This window comes from Streptomyces sp. NPDC093071, assembly GCF_044754545.1.
GTDB lineage: Bacteria > Actinomycetota > Actinomycetes > Streptomycetales > Streptomycetaceae > Streptomyces.
Map to the genome: position 1 here is coordinate 995,593 of NZ_JBIVPH010000002.1, position 15,103 is coordinate 1,010,695.

The window sequence follows — 15,103 nt, forward strand, 5'->3', positions numbered from 1 at the left end:
GTCTACGGGTCGTCCCTGTCCGCCGGTCGTCCGGTGCGGACCGGCGCGACCCCCTCCGACCGGCCCGGACGCGGGCGGCCCGGAGGCACGGGCCGGGGTCCCCGGGCGGGGATCCGGGCCGGGGTTTTCGGGCGGGGTCCGGGCCGAGCCGTCGGCCCGTGTCACGCCCCCGTCGCCGCAGGCGGACCCGGCGGGGTCAGACGGCGCAGGCGGTCGCGGATGACGCGGACGGCGGACTCGGCGCCGTCGACGGTGACCGTGAAGGTGTGGCCGTCGTCCAGGCGCAGGACCAGGCCCTCGCCCCGCCGGACGACCACGGCCGTGCCTTTCTCGGGGCGCCAGCGGTAGCCCCAGCCGCCCCAGTGGCGCGGGGTGACGCTCGGGGCGAAGTCGGCGCCGACGACGTGGGAGAGCGGGATGCGGCGGCGCGGCAGGCCGATGTGGCCGCAGCGGACCTCCATGGCCCGGTCGTCGACCTTCACGGCCACGTGGACGAAGGCGAGGGTGCCGAAGAGGACGAGCAGTCCGACCGTGACGCAGCCGATCACGGCCATGAGGAGGGCCGCGATGCCCGAGGTCCACTGCAGCTGGACCGCGAGGGCGATCCCCAGGGCCATGCAGGCGGCGCCGGCCGCCGCGGCCACCCACTGGAAGCGGTTGGTGGCGCGGCCGGTCCAGACGGCGGGCGTCCGTTCGTCGGCACGGGTGTCCCGGGAATATTCCCTCATATCGGAAAGAATACCCAGATCCGAACGGGACGGCCCGCCGGAAAGGAGTCCTTCCGTCACGCTCAGTGAGCGGGGGCGGTCTCCGTGAGGCGGCGGCCCTCGGCGTAGGCGAGGGCCGGGGCGGGGAGCCGTCCGGGGCGTCCGCTGAGGAGGACGGAGAGGGTGCCGGTGGGCTCGGCTCCGGGGGCGGGCTCGGCGCCGATGCGGCGCAGCGCCTGGGCGGCGACGGCGTCGGCGGAGCCGTGGAAGACGAGGGGCGGGAGGCCCGCCCGGCGGCGCGTCTCCAGGGCGGCGAGGATGCGGTCCTCGACCAGTTCGTAGTGGGTGCAGCCGAGGACGACGGCGCGGACGTCGGGCGGGGTGAGCGCGGCCGCGGCGGCGACGGCCCGGTCCACGGCCTCCTGGTCGGCGTGCTCGACGGCGTCCGCGAGGCCGGGGCAGGGCACCTCGGTGACCTCGGCGTCCCCGGCGAAGTCGCGGATGAGTCCGCGCTGGTAGGCGCTGCCGGTGGTGGCCGGGGTGGCCCAGATGGCGATCTTGCCGCCCCCCGCGGCGGCGGGCTTGATCGCGGGCACGGTGCCGATGACGGGGACGCCCGGTTCGAGGGCGGCGCGCAGGGCGGGCAGGGCGTGCACGGTGGCGGTGTTGCAGGCGACGATCAGCGCCTGCGGGCGGTGCTCGGCGGCGGCGAGCGCGACGTCGAGGGCGCGCCCCGTGAGGTCCTCGGGGGTGCGCGGACCCCACGGCATTCCGTCGGGGTCGTTGGAGAGGAGGAGATCCGCGTCCGGCCGGAGCCGGCGTACCGCGGCGGCCGCCGGGAGCAGGCCGATTCCGGAGTCCATGAGCGCGATCTTCACCCGGTCACCCTAGCCGATGAGCCCCGTACCCCCCTCGTTCTGGGGCAGACTGCCGCAAATGAGCACCCTTGCCTGGTTCGCGTCCGTCTCCCTGGCCGCCTGGGTCTGGCTCCTCCTCGGCCAGGGGTTCTTCTGGCGCACGGACCAGCGGCTGCCGACCGCCCGCGACGGCGGGCACGCGCGCGGGGAGCCGGGTGCGGGGCCACGCGAGGAGCCCACCACATGGCCGCACAAGGCGGCGGGCGCGGAACCGCCCGAAGAGCCCACCACGTGGCCGCGCGTAGTGGTCGTCGTCCCCGCCCGCGACGAGGCCGGAGTACTGCCCCTGAGCCTGCCGTCGCTGCTCGCGCAGGACTATCCGGGGGCCGCCGAGGTGATCCTCGTCGACGACGGGAGTGCGGACGGCACGGGGCGGCTCGCCGTCGAGCTGGCCGGCCGGTGCGGCGGGCTGCCGCTGACCGTGGCGTCGCCGGGCGAGCCGGAGCCGGGGTGGACGGGGAAGCTGTGGGCGCTGCGGCACGGCACGGCGCTGGCACGCGCGCGGGAGCCGGAGTTCCTGCTCCTGACGGACGCGGACATCGCCCACGGGCCGGACAGTCTGCGCCTCCTCGTGTCGGCGGCGGTGGAGAACGAGCTGGACCTGGTGTCCCAGATGGCCCGGCTGCGGGCCGAGAGCGCGTGGGAGCGCCTGATCGTGCCGGCGTTCGTCTACTTCTTCGCGCAGCTCTACCCCTTCCGCTGGATCAACCGGGCGCGGCCCCGGGCGACGGCGGCCGCGGGCGGCTGCGTGCTGCTGCGGACGGAGACGGCGGTGGCGGCGGGGGTGCCGGAGGCGATCCGGCAGGCGGTGATCGACGACGTGTCGCTGGCGCGGGCGGTGCGCCGGGCCGGCGGGCGGATCTGGCTGGGCCTCGCGGAGCGGGTGGACAGCGTCCGCCCGTATCCGGGGCTCGGCGAACTGTGGCGGATGGTGTCGCGGAGCGCGTACGCGCAGCTGCGGCACAGCCCGTTCCTGCTCCTGGGGACGGTCGTGGGGCTCGTGGTCGTCTATCTGGTGCCGCCGGTGGCCCTGGTGGCAGGCGCGGTGACCGGGGACGCGCCGGCGGCCTGGGCCGGGGGTGCGGCCTGGGCGGTGATGGCGGGGTCGTACGCGCCGATGCTCCGTTATTACGGTCAGCCGCTGTGGCTCGCCCCGCTGCTGCCGTTCACCGCGCTCCTCTATCTGCTGATGACGGTCGACTCGGCGGTGCTGCACCACCGGGGCCGGGGCGCGGCGTGGAAGGGGCGGACGTACGCGCGTCCCGAAGCGGCGCCGGACCGGTGAACGCGCGGCTCTGTCCCGGGCCTTCGCGGAAATCGCATTTTCGATACGGGTAGTAGCGTTTTCAATTACGGGGAGTAGCGTCGTCAATTCGGCGCGTACACATCACCCTCCGGGCGCCGGATTGACGGTCAATCAAGGGCGCCCAATCGAGAAGCGCCCAATCATGCCCATGATCACTCACCCGTGCCTTCTCGGCACTTTTTCTTTATGTGTTCTTCATGCCGGGGGCACCGGCCGGCTCCGCCCCGCCCCCGACCCACCCCCGACCCACCGGTAACCCCCTCCGAACTCGGCTTTTACGTGATCTTGAGACAAGAAGCCGTCCGTTTTTGTCACGTTCGCTCGGATTGGGGATCCGACGCGTCACGAAGCCCGTCAAACAACCTTCTAATCGGTCTCCCCAAGCGGCACATCGTGGGCTTAACTTATGTGCCATGACCTCCCCCCGCTCCACCTATGGAGGCGGTTACCACACCGCGCCGTCCTTCCCGGACACCCCGATCTACGACTCCCTGGTCGCGGAGCGGGGCACGCCTCAGATCGCCCCGATCCGAGTGCCCGCCGCCTACGACACCGGCAGCAGCTTCCCCGGCAGCGGAAGCGGCTCCTACCTGCCGGCGCTCCCCTCGGCGCTGCCCGCCCTCCCGGCGGCGTCCACCCCCCAGCCCGCCCCCGCCTACAACGGCGGCTACGGCTACCCCCAGCCCTCGCCGCAGATGGCCCCCGTGCCCCTGCAGCAGGCCCCCGCCCCGTACATCCCGCAGCAGCCGTCGGCCCCGCGCGGCTACCCGGGCGGCCCGTACCCGCAGCAGCCCCGTCCGGCGGCCGCCGGTTACGAGGCGATGCGTCCGGCGGCGCCCCGGCCCGCCCCGGTCCCGGCCCCCGCCCCCTACGCGGACCCGTACAACCGGCCCTACCAGGGCGGGGGTTACTGACCGCCCCCGTAAACCGGCGGGCCCCGGGGCCGAAGCGGCTGGCAGGATGACTCCATGTCCACTCCCGCACTCCGCTCCGTCCACGTCCACCCGGTGAAGTCCATGCGCGCGCTGACATACCAGGAGGCCGAGGTACAGCCCTGGGGGCTGGCCGGAGACCGCCGCTGGACCGTCGTCGACGCGGCGGGCAAGGTCGTGACCCAGCGCCGTCACCCCCGGATGGCGCTGGCCACGGCCGAACCGCTGCCCGGCGGCGGGGTCGTCCTGTCGGCGGACGGGCATCCGCCGCTGGCGGTCGAGGTACCGCACCCCTCGGCCACCGTCACGGTGGACGTGTTCGACCGGCCCGTGGAGGCGGTCCCCGCCGGTCCCGGCGCGGCCGCGTGGCTCTCGGCCTTCCTGGAGGGCGACTTCCGGCTCGTCCACATGGACGCGCCCGAGCACCGGCGCCCGGTGGACCCCGTGTACGCGCTGCCCGGCGAGACGGTGAGCTTCGCGGACGCCTATCCGCTGCTCGTCACCACCACCGCCTCGCTCGACGCCCTCAACTCCCTGATCGCCCGGGGCGACCGGGCCGAGGAGGGCCCCCTGCCGATGAACCGGTTCCGGCCGAACCTGGTCGTCGAGGGGACCGAGCCCTGGGCGGAGGACGCCTGGACCCGGATCGCCGTCGGAGAGGTCACCTTCCGGATCGCCCGGGCCTCCGGGCGGTGCGTCGTCACCACGACCGACCAGCTCACCGCCGCGCGCGGCAAGGAGCCGCTGCGGACCCTCGCCCGGTACCGCAAGAGCGACGGCCGGGTCATCTTCGGCCAGAACCTCGTCCCCGAGCACCCCGGCACGGTCCGGGTCGGCGACCCCGTCAAGATCCTCGACTGACCCTCCCCCGGGCGGGGCGCGCGTCACACTTCGACGGCCCGCCGGGCGGGGAACCCGCCCCCGGGGCACACTCGTCGGAGGAGTCGGAGAAGCCGCGAACGACGAGGGGGTCCGGACGTGCGCGCAGCCCTGGGACTCTGGCGCTGGCGGCGCAATCCCCTGCGCCGGACCACGGACCTCGTCGAGGCGTGGGTCGCCCTCACCGCCCTCGTGCTGTTCTGCGTCGCGGTGCCCCTGGTCGGCTGGAGCGCGGGCGCGTCCGCGCACGACTCGCTCCGGGTCGCGGTCCGTCTCCAGGAGGAGCGGCGGACGCAGACGACGGCCCGGGTGGTGCGGCCCGCCGATCCGCCCGCGAGCGCCACGAGGACCGCCGAGTCCGGCGGGGAGGAGCGGTTGCGCCGGGCCGTGGTGGCCCGCTGGACCGCCCCGGACGGGTCGCCCCGTACGGGGACGGTGACGACGTTCCGGCGGCACTCGGCGCCCGGCGACACCTTCTCCCTGTGGACCGACCGGGACGGGCGCCCGGTGACGCCGCCGATGCGCGCGGACACCGCCCGCGCGCACGCGATCACCGCCGGGCTCACGGCCGCGCTCCTCACCGGTCTCCTGGTGGAGACCGTCCGCCGGCTCGCGGTCCGCAGGCTCGTCCTGACGCGGTACGCGCGCCTCGACCGGGCGTGGGCCGCGGCCGGTCCCGACTGGGGCCGCACCGGCACCGGAAGCTGACCGGGTGCGACCGGGTCCGACCGCTCCGGACCGCCCCGGACCGGCGGTGACGCGCCCCGGGCACCCGCGCGTTTCCGGTACGGACGGGGGTACGCGACCCGTCGGCCCCACGCCGCCGCGCGCGCTACGGTGGGGCATCGGATCAGCGGCAAGGCACGACGGGGGCAGGACACACCCATGGCACAGGGCACGGTCCAGGTGACGCACACCGGCACATCGAGGTGGCGCCGCCGCACGGGTGAGTACCCCTCCCTCGCCGCCGCCCTGGAGGCCGCGGGCGACGGGGACGTGCTCACCGTCGCCCCGGGGACCTACCGGGAGAACCTGGTGGTGCGGCGGGCCGTCACCCTGCGCGGCTCCGAGGGCGCGACCGGCCCGGTCCGGATCGCGCCCCCGGACGGGGTCCCGCTGACCGTCCGCGCCTCCGTCGTCCTCCAGGACCTGCACATCGAGGGCCAGGACGTGGCCGCGCCCGCGCTGCTCGTCGAGGAGGGCACGCCCGAGCTGCTCGACCTGCGGATCATGACCCGCTCGGCCGCCGGGATCGAGGTGCGGGGCGCGGCCCGGCCCACGGTCCGCCGCTGCACCGTGGACAACGCGGCCGGAATCGGCATCGCCGTACTGGACGGCGCGGGCGGGGTGTTCGAGGAGTGCGAGGTGGTGTCCGCCGGGCAGGCGGGCGTCTCGGTGCGGGGCGGCGCGCACCCGCGCCTGGAGCGCTGCCGGGTGCACCACGCCTCCGGCGCCGGGATCGCCGTCACCGGCGAGGGCAGCGCCCTGGAGGGCGTGGGCTGCGAGGTGTACGAGATCAAGGGCGCCGGGCTCCAGATCGCGTCCCGGGCCACCGCCCACCTCACCGACTCCTCGGTGCACCGGACGTCGGCGGACGGCATCACCCTCGACACCGATGCCGTCCTCACCCTCTCCGACTGCGACATCCACGACGTCCCGGAGAACGCGGTGGACCTGCGCTCGCGCTCGGTCCTGACGCTCACCCGGTCGACCGTCCGCCGCTTCGGCCGCAACGGCCTGTCGGTGTGGGACCCGGGGACCCGGGTGGACGCCAACCAGTGCGAGATCCACGACAGCACGGGCGACTACCCGGCAGTGTGGGTGAGCGACGGGGCGACCGCCGTCCTCGACGCCTGCCGGGTGCACGACGTGCCGGACGCGCTGTTCGTCCTCGACCGGGGCTCGCGCGTGGACGTGGTCGACAGCGACCTGTCCCAGGTGCGGAACACGGCGGTGTCGGTGAGCGACGGGGCGACGGCCCAGCTCGACGACTGCCGCATCCGGGAGGCGTCCACGGGCGCCTGGTTCCGGGACCACGGCAGCGGCGGCACCCTGGCCGGCTGCGCGATCGACTCCGTACAGACCGGGGTCATCGTCACCAAGGGCGCCGACCCCACGATCGACCGGTGCACGGTCACCTCGCCCGCCGAGGCCGGTTTCTACGTGTCGGCGGAGGGGCGCGGCTCCTTCCACGGCTGCCGGGTCACGGGCAGCGGCGGATACGGCTTCCACGTCACGGACGGCTGCCGGACGACCCTGCGCAAGTGCCGTACGGAGCGGTGCGCGCGCGGCGGTTACGAGTTCCCCGAGGAGGGCGCGGTCGCCGAGGAGTGCACCAGCGACGAGAGCGCGGTCCGCTCCTCGGTGCCCGCCTCCTCCGCGTCCGGCGGCCCCTCCCCGGCCGGCGGCGCGGTCCTGACGGAGACGCGGACGGCCGGGCTGCTCGGCACCGTACCGGCCTCCCGTCCCCCGGCCGCCCCGGAGCCGGAGCCCGCCCCGGCGGCCCGCTCCTCGCAGGACGTGATGGGCGAACTGGACGCCCTGGTGGGCCTGGAGAGCGTCAAGCACGAGGTGCGGACCCTCACCAACATGATCGAGGTGGGGCGCAGACGCCAGGAGGCCGGGCTCAAGGCGGCCTCGGTCCGCCGCCACCTGGTCTTCACGGGCAACCCGGGCACGGGCAAGACGACCGTGGCCCGGCTGTACGGCGAGATCCTCGCCTCGCTCGGGGTCCTGGAGCGCGGGCACCTGGTGGAGGTGTCCCGGGTGGACCTGGTCGGCGAGCACATCGGCTCGACGGCGATCCGCACCCAGGAGGCCTTCGACCGGGCGCGCGGCGGGGTGCTGTTCGTCGACGAGGCGTACGCGCTGTCGCCGGAGGACTCGGGCCGGGACTTCGGCCGCGAGGCGATCGACACCCTGGTGAAGCTGATGGAGGACCACCGGGACGCGGTGGTGGTCATCGTCGCCGGGTACACGGCGGAGATGGAGCGCTTCCTCACCGTGAACCCGGGCGTGGCCTCGCGCTTCTCACGGACCATCACCTTCGGCGACTACGAGCCGGAGGAGCTGCTGCGGATCGTGGGGCAGCAGGCGGACGAGCACGAGTACCGGCTCGCCCCGGGCACGGACGGGGCGCTGCTCGCCTACTTCGCGAAGCTGCCGAAGGGTCCGGCCTTCGGCAACGGGCGCACGGCGCGGCAGACCTTCGAGTCGATGGTGGAGCGGCACGCGGGGCGGGTCGCCGCGCTCGACGAGCCGAGCACGGACGACCTGACCCTGCTCTATCCGGACGACTTGCCCGAGTTGCCCTGACCGGGGTCCCCCCGGCCCGGCGCGTCCCGCTCCGGCGGTTCCCCGGCCCCGCGCTGCCGGGGCAGGGCGGACGGGAGCCGGGCGAGGAGGCCGCCCCGGCAGTGGGAGAAGCCCGGGTCGGCCTGGTAGTCGGAGTGGCCCAGGATCGGTTCGGGCAGCGGGTGGTCGCGGGTGCGCCCGTAGGCCACCGGGTCGAGCAGGACCGGCTCGTCGACGGCGGGCCGTCCGTCCTCGGCGAGGACCCGTACGGGTCCGCCGATCGGGTCGGTGGCGCGGTACAGGTTGCTCCAGCAGTGGACCGTGCGGTTCAGGGAGCGCAGCGCCTCGGGGCCGAAGTAGGCCGGGAACCAGCGTCCGTAGAGCCGCTCCAGGGGTGAGCCGTAGGTGAGCAGGGCGACCCGGCGGCGGGTGGCCGGCTGGAGCTGCCAGACGGCGGCCGCGGCCAGGACGCTGCCCTGGGAGTGCCCGGAGATGACGAGCCGGCCGCCGGTGCGCCGGGTCCAGGAGCTCATCCGCCAGGTGAGGTCGGGGACCGCGCGCTCGGCGTAGCAGGGCGGGGCGAAGGGGTGGGCGGCGCGGGGCCAGAAGGTGCCGACGTCCCAGAGGATGCCGATGGTGCGGCGGGCGGAGGGGTCCCGGTAGGCGCGGCGGCCCCAGGTGACGAAGAGCAGGAAGCCGAAGCCGATCATCCAGGAGCCGAGGGCCTGGGTGGCGGAGGCCAGGGAGGCGAGGGCGGGGTGGGCGCCGTCGAAGGCCCGGCCGGGCACGTTCCCGCTGGCCCAGGCGCCGACGACGGAGGCGGCCCCGAGGAGCAGGGTGGCGCCGGAGACGACGCCGACGAGGACGGGCGCGGAGTCGGTGAGCGCCGCCCGGGCCCTGCCGTTCGCGATCTGTCCCGTGCGGACCGGGTCGCGTTCGTCGGCGGCGGCGTAGTCGGCCTCGACCTCGGGGCGCAGGCGCCGGGCGGCGAGCAGGGTCCGCGCGACGAGCAGGGCGGCGGGCACGGCGAGGAGGAGCAGCAGGACGGGGATGACGGACGCCTGCCAGCTGAGCAGGACGGGCGGGCTTATCCGGGGCCCGGGGTCGCCCATGCCGGGGGTGGCCGGTCCGTCGAGCCAGTCGGCGACGCGCTGGGCGACGCCGCCGGACATGATCCCGCCGAGGGCGCAGGCGAGCATGGCGACGGCGGGCCCGCCGAGCCCGCGCAGGGCGGTCCGGGGGTCCCGGCGGGGGCGCTGGAGGAGGAGGGCGACCGCGCCGAGGGCGACGACGAGGGCGCCCTGGGCGATGGTGAGGGCGCTGAAGACGGCGTCTCCGGGGAGGGTTCCGGAGGAGGTCCAGCCGGGGCGGGACCAGCCGGCGTACAGGGCGGCGAGCGCGAGCAGGGCGAGGGAGGCGCCGGGCAGCCAGGAGACCAGGACGCGTTCGAGCCGCAGGTCGAGGCGGTTCTCGCTGCGTCCGCGCCGGCAGACGACCCAGAGGACGACGAGGGCGAAGGCGGCGACGGCGGCCTGGAGGATCCGGCCGAGGACGGCTCCGGTCCCGGGCGCGGCGGTGTCGTGGCGGGCGGCGGCCGTGACGAGGGCGGCGGCGACGGTGAGGAACCCGGCGGCGGTGTGGGCGGCCCTGAGCCGGGCGACGAGGCGGCGCCCGTACCAGAATCCGGGGCGGCCGAGGGCGGCGCGGGGCGCGTCGCCGGCGGCGGCGTCCCGCGGTTCCGCCGCCGGGGCGTCGTAGCCGGTGGGCGGGCGCTGGGCCTCGTAGGCGCTCCAGGTCCGGTTGGACAGGTACCAGAGCAGGCCGACGAGGACGGTCGGCACGACGGCGGCGACGGCGAGGCGGCGGCCGGGCGGGGACCACCAGCCGCCGCGCTCGGCGGAGAGGAAGCCCAGCCAGGAGGCGGAGTCGACGCAGGCGGGGGCGGCGGCGCACTGCCAGGCCGTCAGGTCGAGCGCGACTTCGCAGGCGGCGGCGGTGAGCAGCACGGTGAGGGTGAGGGCGACGAGCCGGACGAGGACTCCGTAGAACCGGACGGGCCGGGATCCGCCCCGGCCGGGCGGGCGCATCCAGTGCGCGAGGTTGGCGACCATGAAGGGCAGGAGCAGCAGCCACAGGGCGCGGGTGCCGTCGCCGGAGGTGAGGTTGGACCAGCAGTACGCTTCCGGGACCGGGCGCCCGGCGTATCGCTCGGGGTGGTCCTCGGCGTCGGCGTCCTCGGTCCGCCGGTAGACGGCGGCGGTGCCGTCGCCGGTGATCCGTACGGTCCTGGGGTCGTCGAGCATGTCCTGGGGGGTGGCTCCGCCGACTCCGTGGACGAGGAGTTCGAGCGCCGCGTCCCCGCTCTCCGGGGCGGGTGTGGCAGGGGACACTGGGGCGGCTCCCTCGCGGAGTGGGAAGATGCGACGTCGGAGACAGGATCGCGGACGGCCGGAGGGCCGCGCACGGCCTCTCACCGAATTTCACCCTGATCCCCATATCCCCATCCCTTGTCTCCTGCGGAAGGACCGGCCCCGGCGGTGACTGACAACCAGAACCTCCTCGCGGAGCAGCGGCGCGCCCTGATCCTCGACGAGGTCCGGCGGCGCGGCGGTGTACGGGTCAACGAACTGACCCGCCGTCTGAGCGTCTCGGACATGACGATCCGCCGCGATCTGGACGCGCTGGCCCGGCAGGGCGTCCTGGCGAAGGTGCACGGCGGGGCCGTCCCGGTGGTCGAGGCGAGCACCCACGAGCCGGGCTTCGAGGCCAAGTCGGTGCTCGAACCGAGCGCCAAGGACGAGATCGCGCGGGCGGCGGCGGCCCTGGTGACGCCGGGCACGGCGCTCGCCCTGTCGGGCGGGACGACGACCTACGCGCTGGCCCGGCACCTGCTCGACGTGCCGGACCTGACGGTGGTGACCAACTCGGTGCGGGTCGCGGACGTGTTCCACGAGGCGGGGCGGGCCGGCGAGGCGCGGCGGGGGGCGGCGACGGTCGTCCTGACGGGCGGGGTGCGGACGCCGTCCGACGCGCTCGTGGGGCCGGTGGCGGACCGGGCGATCCGCTCGCTCCACTTCGATCTGCTCTTCCTCGGGGTGCACGGCGTGTCGGTGGAGGCCGGTCTGTCGACGCCGAACCTGGCGGAGGCCGAGACGAACACCTGCCTGATGCGTTCGGCGCGCCGGGTGGTGGTGGTCGCCGACCACACCAAGTGGGGGACGGTGGGCCTGAGTTCGTTCGCCGCCCTGGACGAGGTGGACACCTGGGTGACGGACCGGGGCCTGTCCGAGGGGGTGCGGGCGGAGGTGGCGGAGCACGTGCCGGGGCTCGTGGTGGCGGGCGAGGAGCGGGCGTGAGCCCCTTCCGGGTCGAGCGGACCGTGCCGCTGGCGCCGGAGGAGGCGTGGCGGCGGCTCACGGACTGGCCCGCGCACGGGCGTCTGGTGCCGCTGACGCGGACGCGGGTGCTGACGCCGGGGCCGAACGGCGCGGGGACCCGGTTCACCGCCCGGACGGGGATCGGCCGCCTCTCCTTCGACGATCCGATGGAGGTGGTCCGCTGGGACCCCCCGACGGCGGGCCGCCCCGGCGCGTGTCGCCTGGAGAAGTACGGCCGTGTCGTACGGGGTTGGGCACTGATCGAGGTGACGGAGGCGCCCGGCGGCGGCTGCCGGGTGCTGTGGACGGAGGAACTGACGGTACGGGGCGTGCCGCGGGCCCTCGATCCGGTGCTGGCCCGGGCGGGCCGGGCGGTGTTCGGCCGGGCGCTGGACGGGCTGCTGCGGAGGGCCTGAGACGGGGGTCGCGGCGGCGGGGGTCGCGGCGGCGGGGCGTTCGGCGCGACGGCGGCCGGGGCCGTTCGGCGCGGCCGCTTCCGGAACCCTCGTCGCGGCCGCCGCCGGGCTCCCGGCGCGCCCACCGCCGGGACCCTCGGCCCGGCCGCCGCCCGCACCCCGTCGTGGCCTTCGTCCCAACCGCTCCCGCTCCCTGTGCTGTTGACGGAAAGTCAGTTAGGGTGCTCCTTCCGTCCACGCCCCCGGAGGTCCGGTCCATGGCACGCCGACTGAGGCCGGTGGAGATCGACTTCACCGCGTCCGCGCCCGTCCGCCTGGTGTTCACGGCGACGCTGGCCGCCCCGCCCACGGCCGTCTACCGCTCCCTGGCCGTGGAGGTCGGGAGTACGCCCTCCTGGTTCACCGCCCTCGTCTCCGCCGTCCCGACGGGCGACGGGGCCGGCCGCAGCGTCCGGCTGCGGGGCGGGATCGCCCTGGAGGAGACGATCCTGGCCGCCGAGCCCGAGGTCCGCTACGCCTACCGGGTGGACACGACGAACGCCCCCGGGGTGACCGCCATGGCGGAGGAGTGGGCCCTCTCCCCCGCCGGGCGGGGCACGCTGCTGCGGTGGACCATGGCCGCCGACGGCCCGGCCCCGTTCCGCCTCGGGCTGAGGCTCGCGAAGCCGGGTCTCGGGCGGTCCTTCCGGGGCGCGGCGCGCCGCCTCGACCGGCGGCTCACTCCGGCCAGGCCCCCGTCGCCAGGAAGCTCTCGATAGCGGCGGTGTACGGGGCGATGTCGAGGCCCTGCGCGGCCAGCCAGTCGTCGGAGTAGTACTTGTCGAGGTAGCGGTCGCCGGGGTCGCAGATCAGGGTGACGACGCTGCCGGTGCGCCCCTGCCCGACCATCTCGGCCACGATCTTGAAGGCGCTCCACAGGCCGGTGCCGGTGGAGCCGCCCGCCTTGCGGCCGATGGCGGTCTCCAGGGCGCGGACGGCGGCGACGCTCGCCGCGTCGGGGACCTTCATCATGCGGTCGACGGCCCCGGGCACGAAGCTCGGCTCCATGCGGGGGCGGCCGATGCCCTCGATGCGGGAGCCGCAGTCGGCGGTGGCGTGCGGGTCGTGGTGGGTCCAGCCGTCGAAGAAACAGGAGTTCTCCGGGTCGGCGACGCAGATCCGGGTGTCGTGCTGCATGTAGTGCACGTAGCGGGCGATGGTCGCCGAGGTGCCGCCGGTGCCCGCGGTGGCCACGATCCAGGCCGGCTCCGGGTAGCGCTCCAGGCGGAGCTGCTGGTACATCGACTCGGCGATGTTGTTGTTGCCGCGCCAGTCGGTGGCCCGCTCCGCGTAGGTGAACTGGTCCATGTAGTGGCCGCCGGTGCGCTCGGCGAGGGCGGCGGACTCCTCGTACATGGTGCGCGAGTCGTCGACGAAGTGGCAGCGCCCGCCGTGGAACTCGATGAGCCGGCACTTCTCGGGGCTGGTCGTGCGGGGCATGACGGCGATGAAGGGGACGCCGATGAGCTTCGCGAAGTACGCCTCGGAGACGGCCGTCGAGCCGCTGGAGGCCTCGATGACGGGCCGGTCCGGCCGGATCCAGCCGTTGCACAGGCCGTAGAGGAAGAGCGAGCGGGCGAGCCGGTGCTTGAGGCTGCCGGTGGGGTGGGTGGACTCGTCCTTGAGATAGAGGTCGATGCCCCAGCGCTCGGGGAGCGGGAAGCGCAGCAGATGGGTGTCGGCCGAGCGGTTGGCGTCGGCCTGGACCTTGCGGACGGCCTCCTTCAGCCAGGCCCGGTAGACGGGATCGCTGCGGTCGACGTCGACGGTCGCCGCGGCCGTGGCGGCGCCCCCGGCGGGGGCCGCCGCATCGTTCTGCGCACTGTGCCGGGTGGTGCTCATCCGCGCTTCTCCTCGATCGCTTCCCCGGGGGCGCTCCCCCGGGTGCTCCACTGCCGACGATACCGCTCTCACCTGGGCAAACGTTCCCTTTGGGCTTCCATAGGGAAGACTTGCGGAAGGGTGTGCGAGAGGGCCACTGGTGCGGTCGCGGACGGCCCGGCACACTGGGAGCGGCGACCCGGGGAGACGGGCGGGGAAGGGGCGGATCGGCATGACGGAACCCGAGTTCAGCGCCAGGGGGGTGGGGATCACCCGCTGGCCGCGTTCGCTGACGCGCGCGGGCGAGGTGCGGATCGAGGGCGGGCGGCTCGCCCTGCTCACCAGTTACGGCAGCGAGATCGACAGCGCGCCGGTGACGGCGGTGCGGGCGGGACGCCCGTGGTTCGCGGGGCCTGACGAGGCGGTGGCGACCGTGAACGGCACCCGGTACCGGCTGACGCTGCACGGGAAGGGCCGCGACGGCGGAACGGCAAAGCCCTCGGAGTCGGAGCGGCCGGGTCGGTCGGATCGGTCGGATCGGTCGGAGGAGCCCGAGGAGTCGGGGCGCTTCCTCGCCGCGCTCAAGCGGGCGGCCGGACGGCGCTGACGGCCGGGGCCGCGCGGCGCCCCTCCGGCCCGCCGGCCCGGCACGGTTCGCCGTGAGTTGCGGGACGGTCACCCCTGGCCCACGCTGGAATCACCTCACCGAGGGTTGACGGGTGGTGACAGTACGTCGTGGTCACCGCCCCGCCGTACCGCATGAGAGATCCGAATCTTCGTCTTCTTCCGGACTACTTCGGGGAGTCGCAGCCGTGATCAGCGAACCGAGCAGGTACTACGCGGTGGAGCTCCAAGCCCTGCCGCAGCGGATCGGACAGATCCGCAGGATTGTCTCGGCGCATCTGCGCCACTGGCATCTCGACGCCCTGGTCGACCATGCCCTGCTGGGAGTCACCGAGCTCCTGACCAACGTCCACCGGCACGCCCGGCCGGACAAGCGGTGCACCGTGGAGATCGAGCTGCTGCTCGACCGCCTCACGGTCTCCGTCAGGGACCACGATCCCCGTCTGCCGCAGGCCGGCGGGCCGGCTGGTGACCGGGCGGGCGATCCGGCCGACGGCCTCGCGACCTCCGGCCGGGGCCTCGCCCTGGTCGGGGCGGTCAGCGAGAGCTGGGGCGTCCGGCCGTGCGGGGACGACGGAAAGGTCGTGTGGTTCGTCCTCGCGGCGCCGCCCGTGGGCGGTCCCGTCGAGACGCGCGAGGAAGCCGTGTACGGCGCCGCGACCGAGGGTCCCTTCACCGGGTACGAGCGGGTTCCCGCCGTGCCCCTCGGCACCCCGGCCGATCCGATCCTGAGCCCGGCCCCCGCGGTGGCCGCCGCCCGTCCGGTCCTGGCGGGCCGGGCGGGCTGAGGG

14 protein-coding genes are annotated in these 15,103 nt (G+C 75.1%); 10 read left to right on the forward strand and 4 right to left on the reverse strand.

Translation table 11 applies throughout. The annotated features are described in order from the left end of the window. Positions 1 to 161: 161 nt before the first annotated feature. Both ACIQD7_RS09935 and ACIQD7_RS09940 read right to left on the reverse strand, forming a co-directional pair. Positions 162 to 728 (reverse strand): hypothetical protein, encoded by a 567-nt coding sequence (locus tag ACIQD7_RS09935; protein ID WP_402441144.1) that lies wholly within the window; start codon positions 726 to 728, stop codon positions 162 to 164. A 62-nt stretch (positions 729 to 790) separates the two neighbouring features. After that, entirely contained in the window at positions 791 to 1,585 is a 795-nt protein-coding gene (locus ACIQD7_RS09940; protein ID WP_402441147.1) for a glutamate racemase, read from the reverse strand. A gap of 58 nt (positions 1,586 to 1,643) precedes the next feature. Here ACIQD7_RS09940 and ACIQD7_RS09945 point away from each other — a divergent pair, with 58 nt between their 5' ends. The 5 genes from ACIQD7_RS09945 to ACIQD7_RS09965 all read left to right on the forward strand — a co-directional run bounded on the left by ACIQD7_RS09945 (position 1,644) and on the right by ACIQD7_RS09965 (position 8,056). Next, positions 1,644 to 2,909: a glycosyltransferase gene (locus tag ACIQD7_RS09945; protein ID WP_402441148.1), complete on the forward strand. Its 1,266-nt coding sequence runs from the start codon at positions 1,644 to 1,646 to the stop codon at positions 2,907 to 2,909. 434 nt (positions 2,910 to 3,343) lie between these two features. After that, the gene (locus ACIQD7_RS09950) at positions 3,344 to 3,844 is read left to right on the forward strand and encodes a DUF6643 family protein (protein ID WP_121830880.1); all 501 of its coding nucleotides are present in this window, start codon (positions 3,344 to 3,346) and stop codon (positions 3,842 to 3,844) included. A 54-nt stretch (positions 3,845 to 3,898) separates the two neighbouring features. After that, on the forward strand, positions 3,899 to 4,723 hold the full coding sequence (locus tag ACIQD7_RS09955) for an MOSC domain-containing protein (protein ID WP_402441151.1): 825 nt from the start codon (positions 3,899 to 3,901) through the stop codon (positions 4,721 to 4,723). A 117-nt stretch (positions 4,724 to 4,840) separates the two neighbouring features. Further along, on the forward strand, positions 4,841 to 5,449 hold the full coding sequence (locus ACIQD7_RS09960; RefSeq protein WP_390755925.1) for a hypothetical protein: 609 nt from the start codon (positions 4,841 to 4,843) through the stop codon (positions 5,447 to 5,449). Positions 5,450 to 5,626: 177 nt separating this feature from the next. Then, on the forward strand, positions 5,627 to 8,056 hold the full coding sequence (locus ACIQD7_RS09965; protein WP_402441153.1) for a right-handed parallel beta-helix repeat-containing protein: 2,430 nt from the start codon (positions 5,627 to 5,629) through the stop codon (positions 8,054 to 8,056). Here ACIQD7_RS09965 and ACIQD7_RS09970 read toward each other — a convergent pair. After that, positions 8,026 to 10,425, reverse strand: a complete 2,400-nt coding sequence (locus ACIQD7_RS09970; protein ID WP_402441155.1) for a hypothetical protein — start codon at positions 10,423 to 10,425, stop codon at positions 8,026 to 8,028. The genes ACIQD7_RS09965 and ACIQD7_RS09970 overlap by 31 nt on opposite strands. Before the next feature lie 147 nt (positions 10,426 to 10,572). On the opposite strand from ACIQD7_RS09970, the gene ACIQD7_RS09975 reads away from it, so the two are divergent. The 3 genes from ACIQD7_RS09975 to ACIQD7_RS09985 all read left to right on the forward strand — a co-directional run bounded on the left by ACIQD7_RS09975 (position 10,573) and on the right by ACIQD7_RS09985 (position 12,586). Continuing rightward, on the forward strand, positions 10,573 to 11,391 hold the full coding sequence (locus ACIQD7_RS09975) for a DeoR/GlpR family DNA-binding transcription regulator (protein ID WP_205613862.1): 819 nt from the start codon (positions 10,573 to 10,575) through the stop codon (positions 11,389 to 11,391). Then, positions 11,388 to 11,828 (forward strand): SRPBCC family protein, encoded by a 441-nt coding sequence (locus ACIQD7_RS09980; RefSeq protein ID WP_402441157.1) that lies wholly within the window; start codon positions 11,388 to 11,390, stop codon positions 11,826 to 11,828. The genes ACIQD7_RS09975 and ACIQD7_RS09980 overlap by 4 nt, the downstream gene beginning before the upstream one ends. A 257-nt stretch (positions 11,829 to 12,085) precedes the next feature. Beyond that, complete coding sequence (locus ACIQD7_RS09985) at positions 12,086 to 12,586, forward strand: SRPBCC family protein (protein ID WP_402441159.1); 501 nt, start codon at positions 12,086 to 12,088, stop codon at positions 12,584 to 12,586. Here the strand turns inward: ACIQD7_RS09985 and ACIQD7_RS09990 are convergent. Beyond that, positions 12,546 to 13,709, reverse strand: a complete 1,164-nt coding sequence (locus ACIQD7_RS09990) for a PLP-dependent cysteine synthase family protein (RefSeq protein ID WP_121830874.1) — start codon at positions 13,707 to 13,709, stop codon at positions 12,546 to 12,548. The two genes, ACIQD7_RS09985 and ACIQD7_RS09990, sit on opposite strands and share 41 nt — an antisense overlap. Positions 13,710 to 13,920: 211 nt before the next feature. On the opposite strand from ACIQD7_RS09990, the gene ACIQD7_RS09995 reads away from it, so the two are divergent. Both ACIQD7_RS09995 and ACIQD7_RS10000 read left to right on the forward strand, forming a co-directional pair. Then, positions 13,921 to 14,295 (forward strand): hypothetical protein, encoded by a 375-nt coding sequence (locus ACIQD7_RS09995; protein ID WP_402441161.1) that lies wholly within the window; start codon positions 13,921 to 13,923, stop codon positions 14,293 to 14,295. A 205-nt stretch (positions 14,296 to 14,500) separates the two neighbouring features. After that, a complete protein-coding gene (locus ACIQD7_RS10000; RefSeq protein ID WP_402441163.1) occupies positions 14,501 to 15,100 on the forward strand; it encodes an ATP-binding protein in 600 nt (199 codons plus the stop codon). Positions 15,101 to 15,103 lie beyond the last annotated feature (3 nt).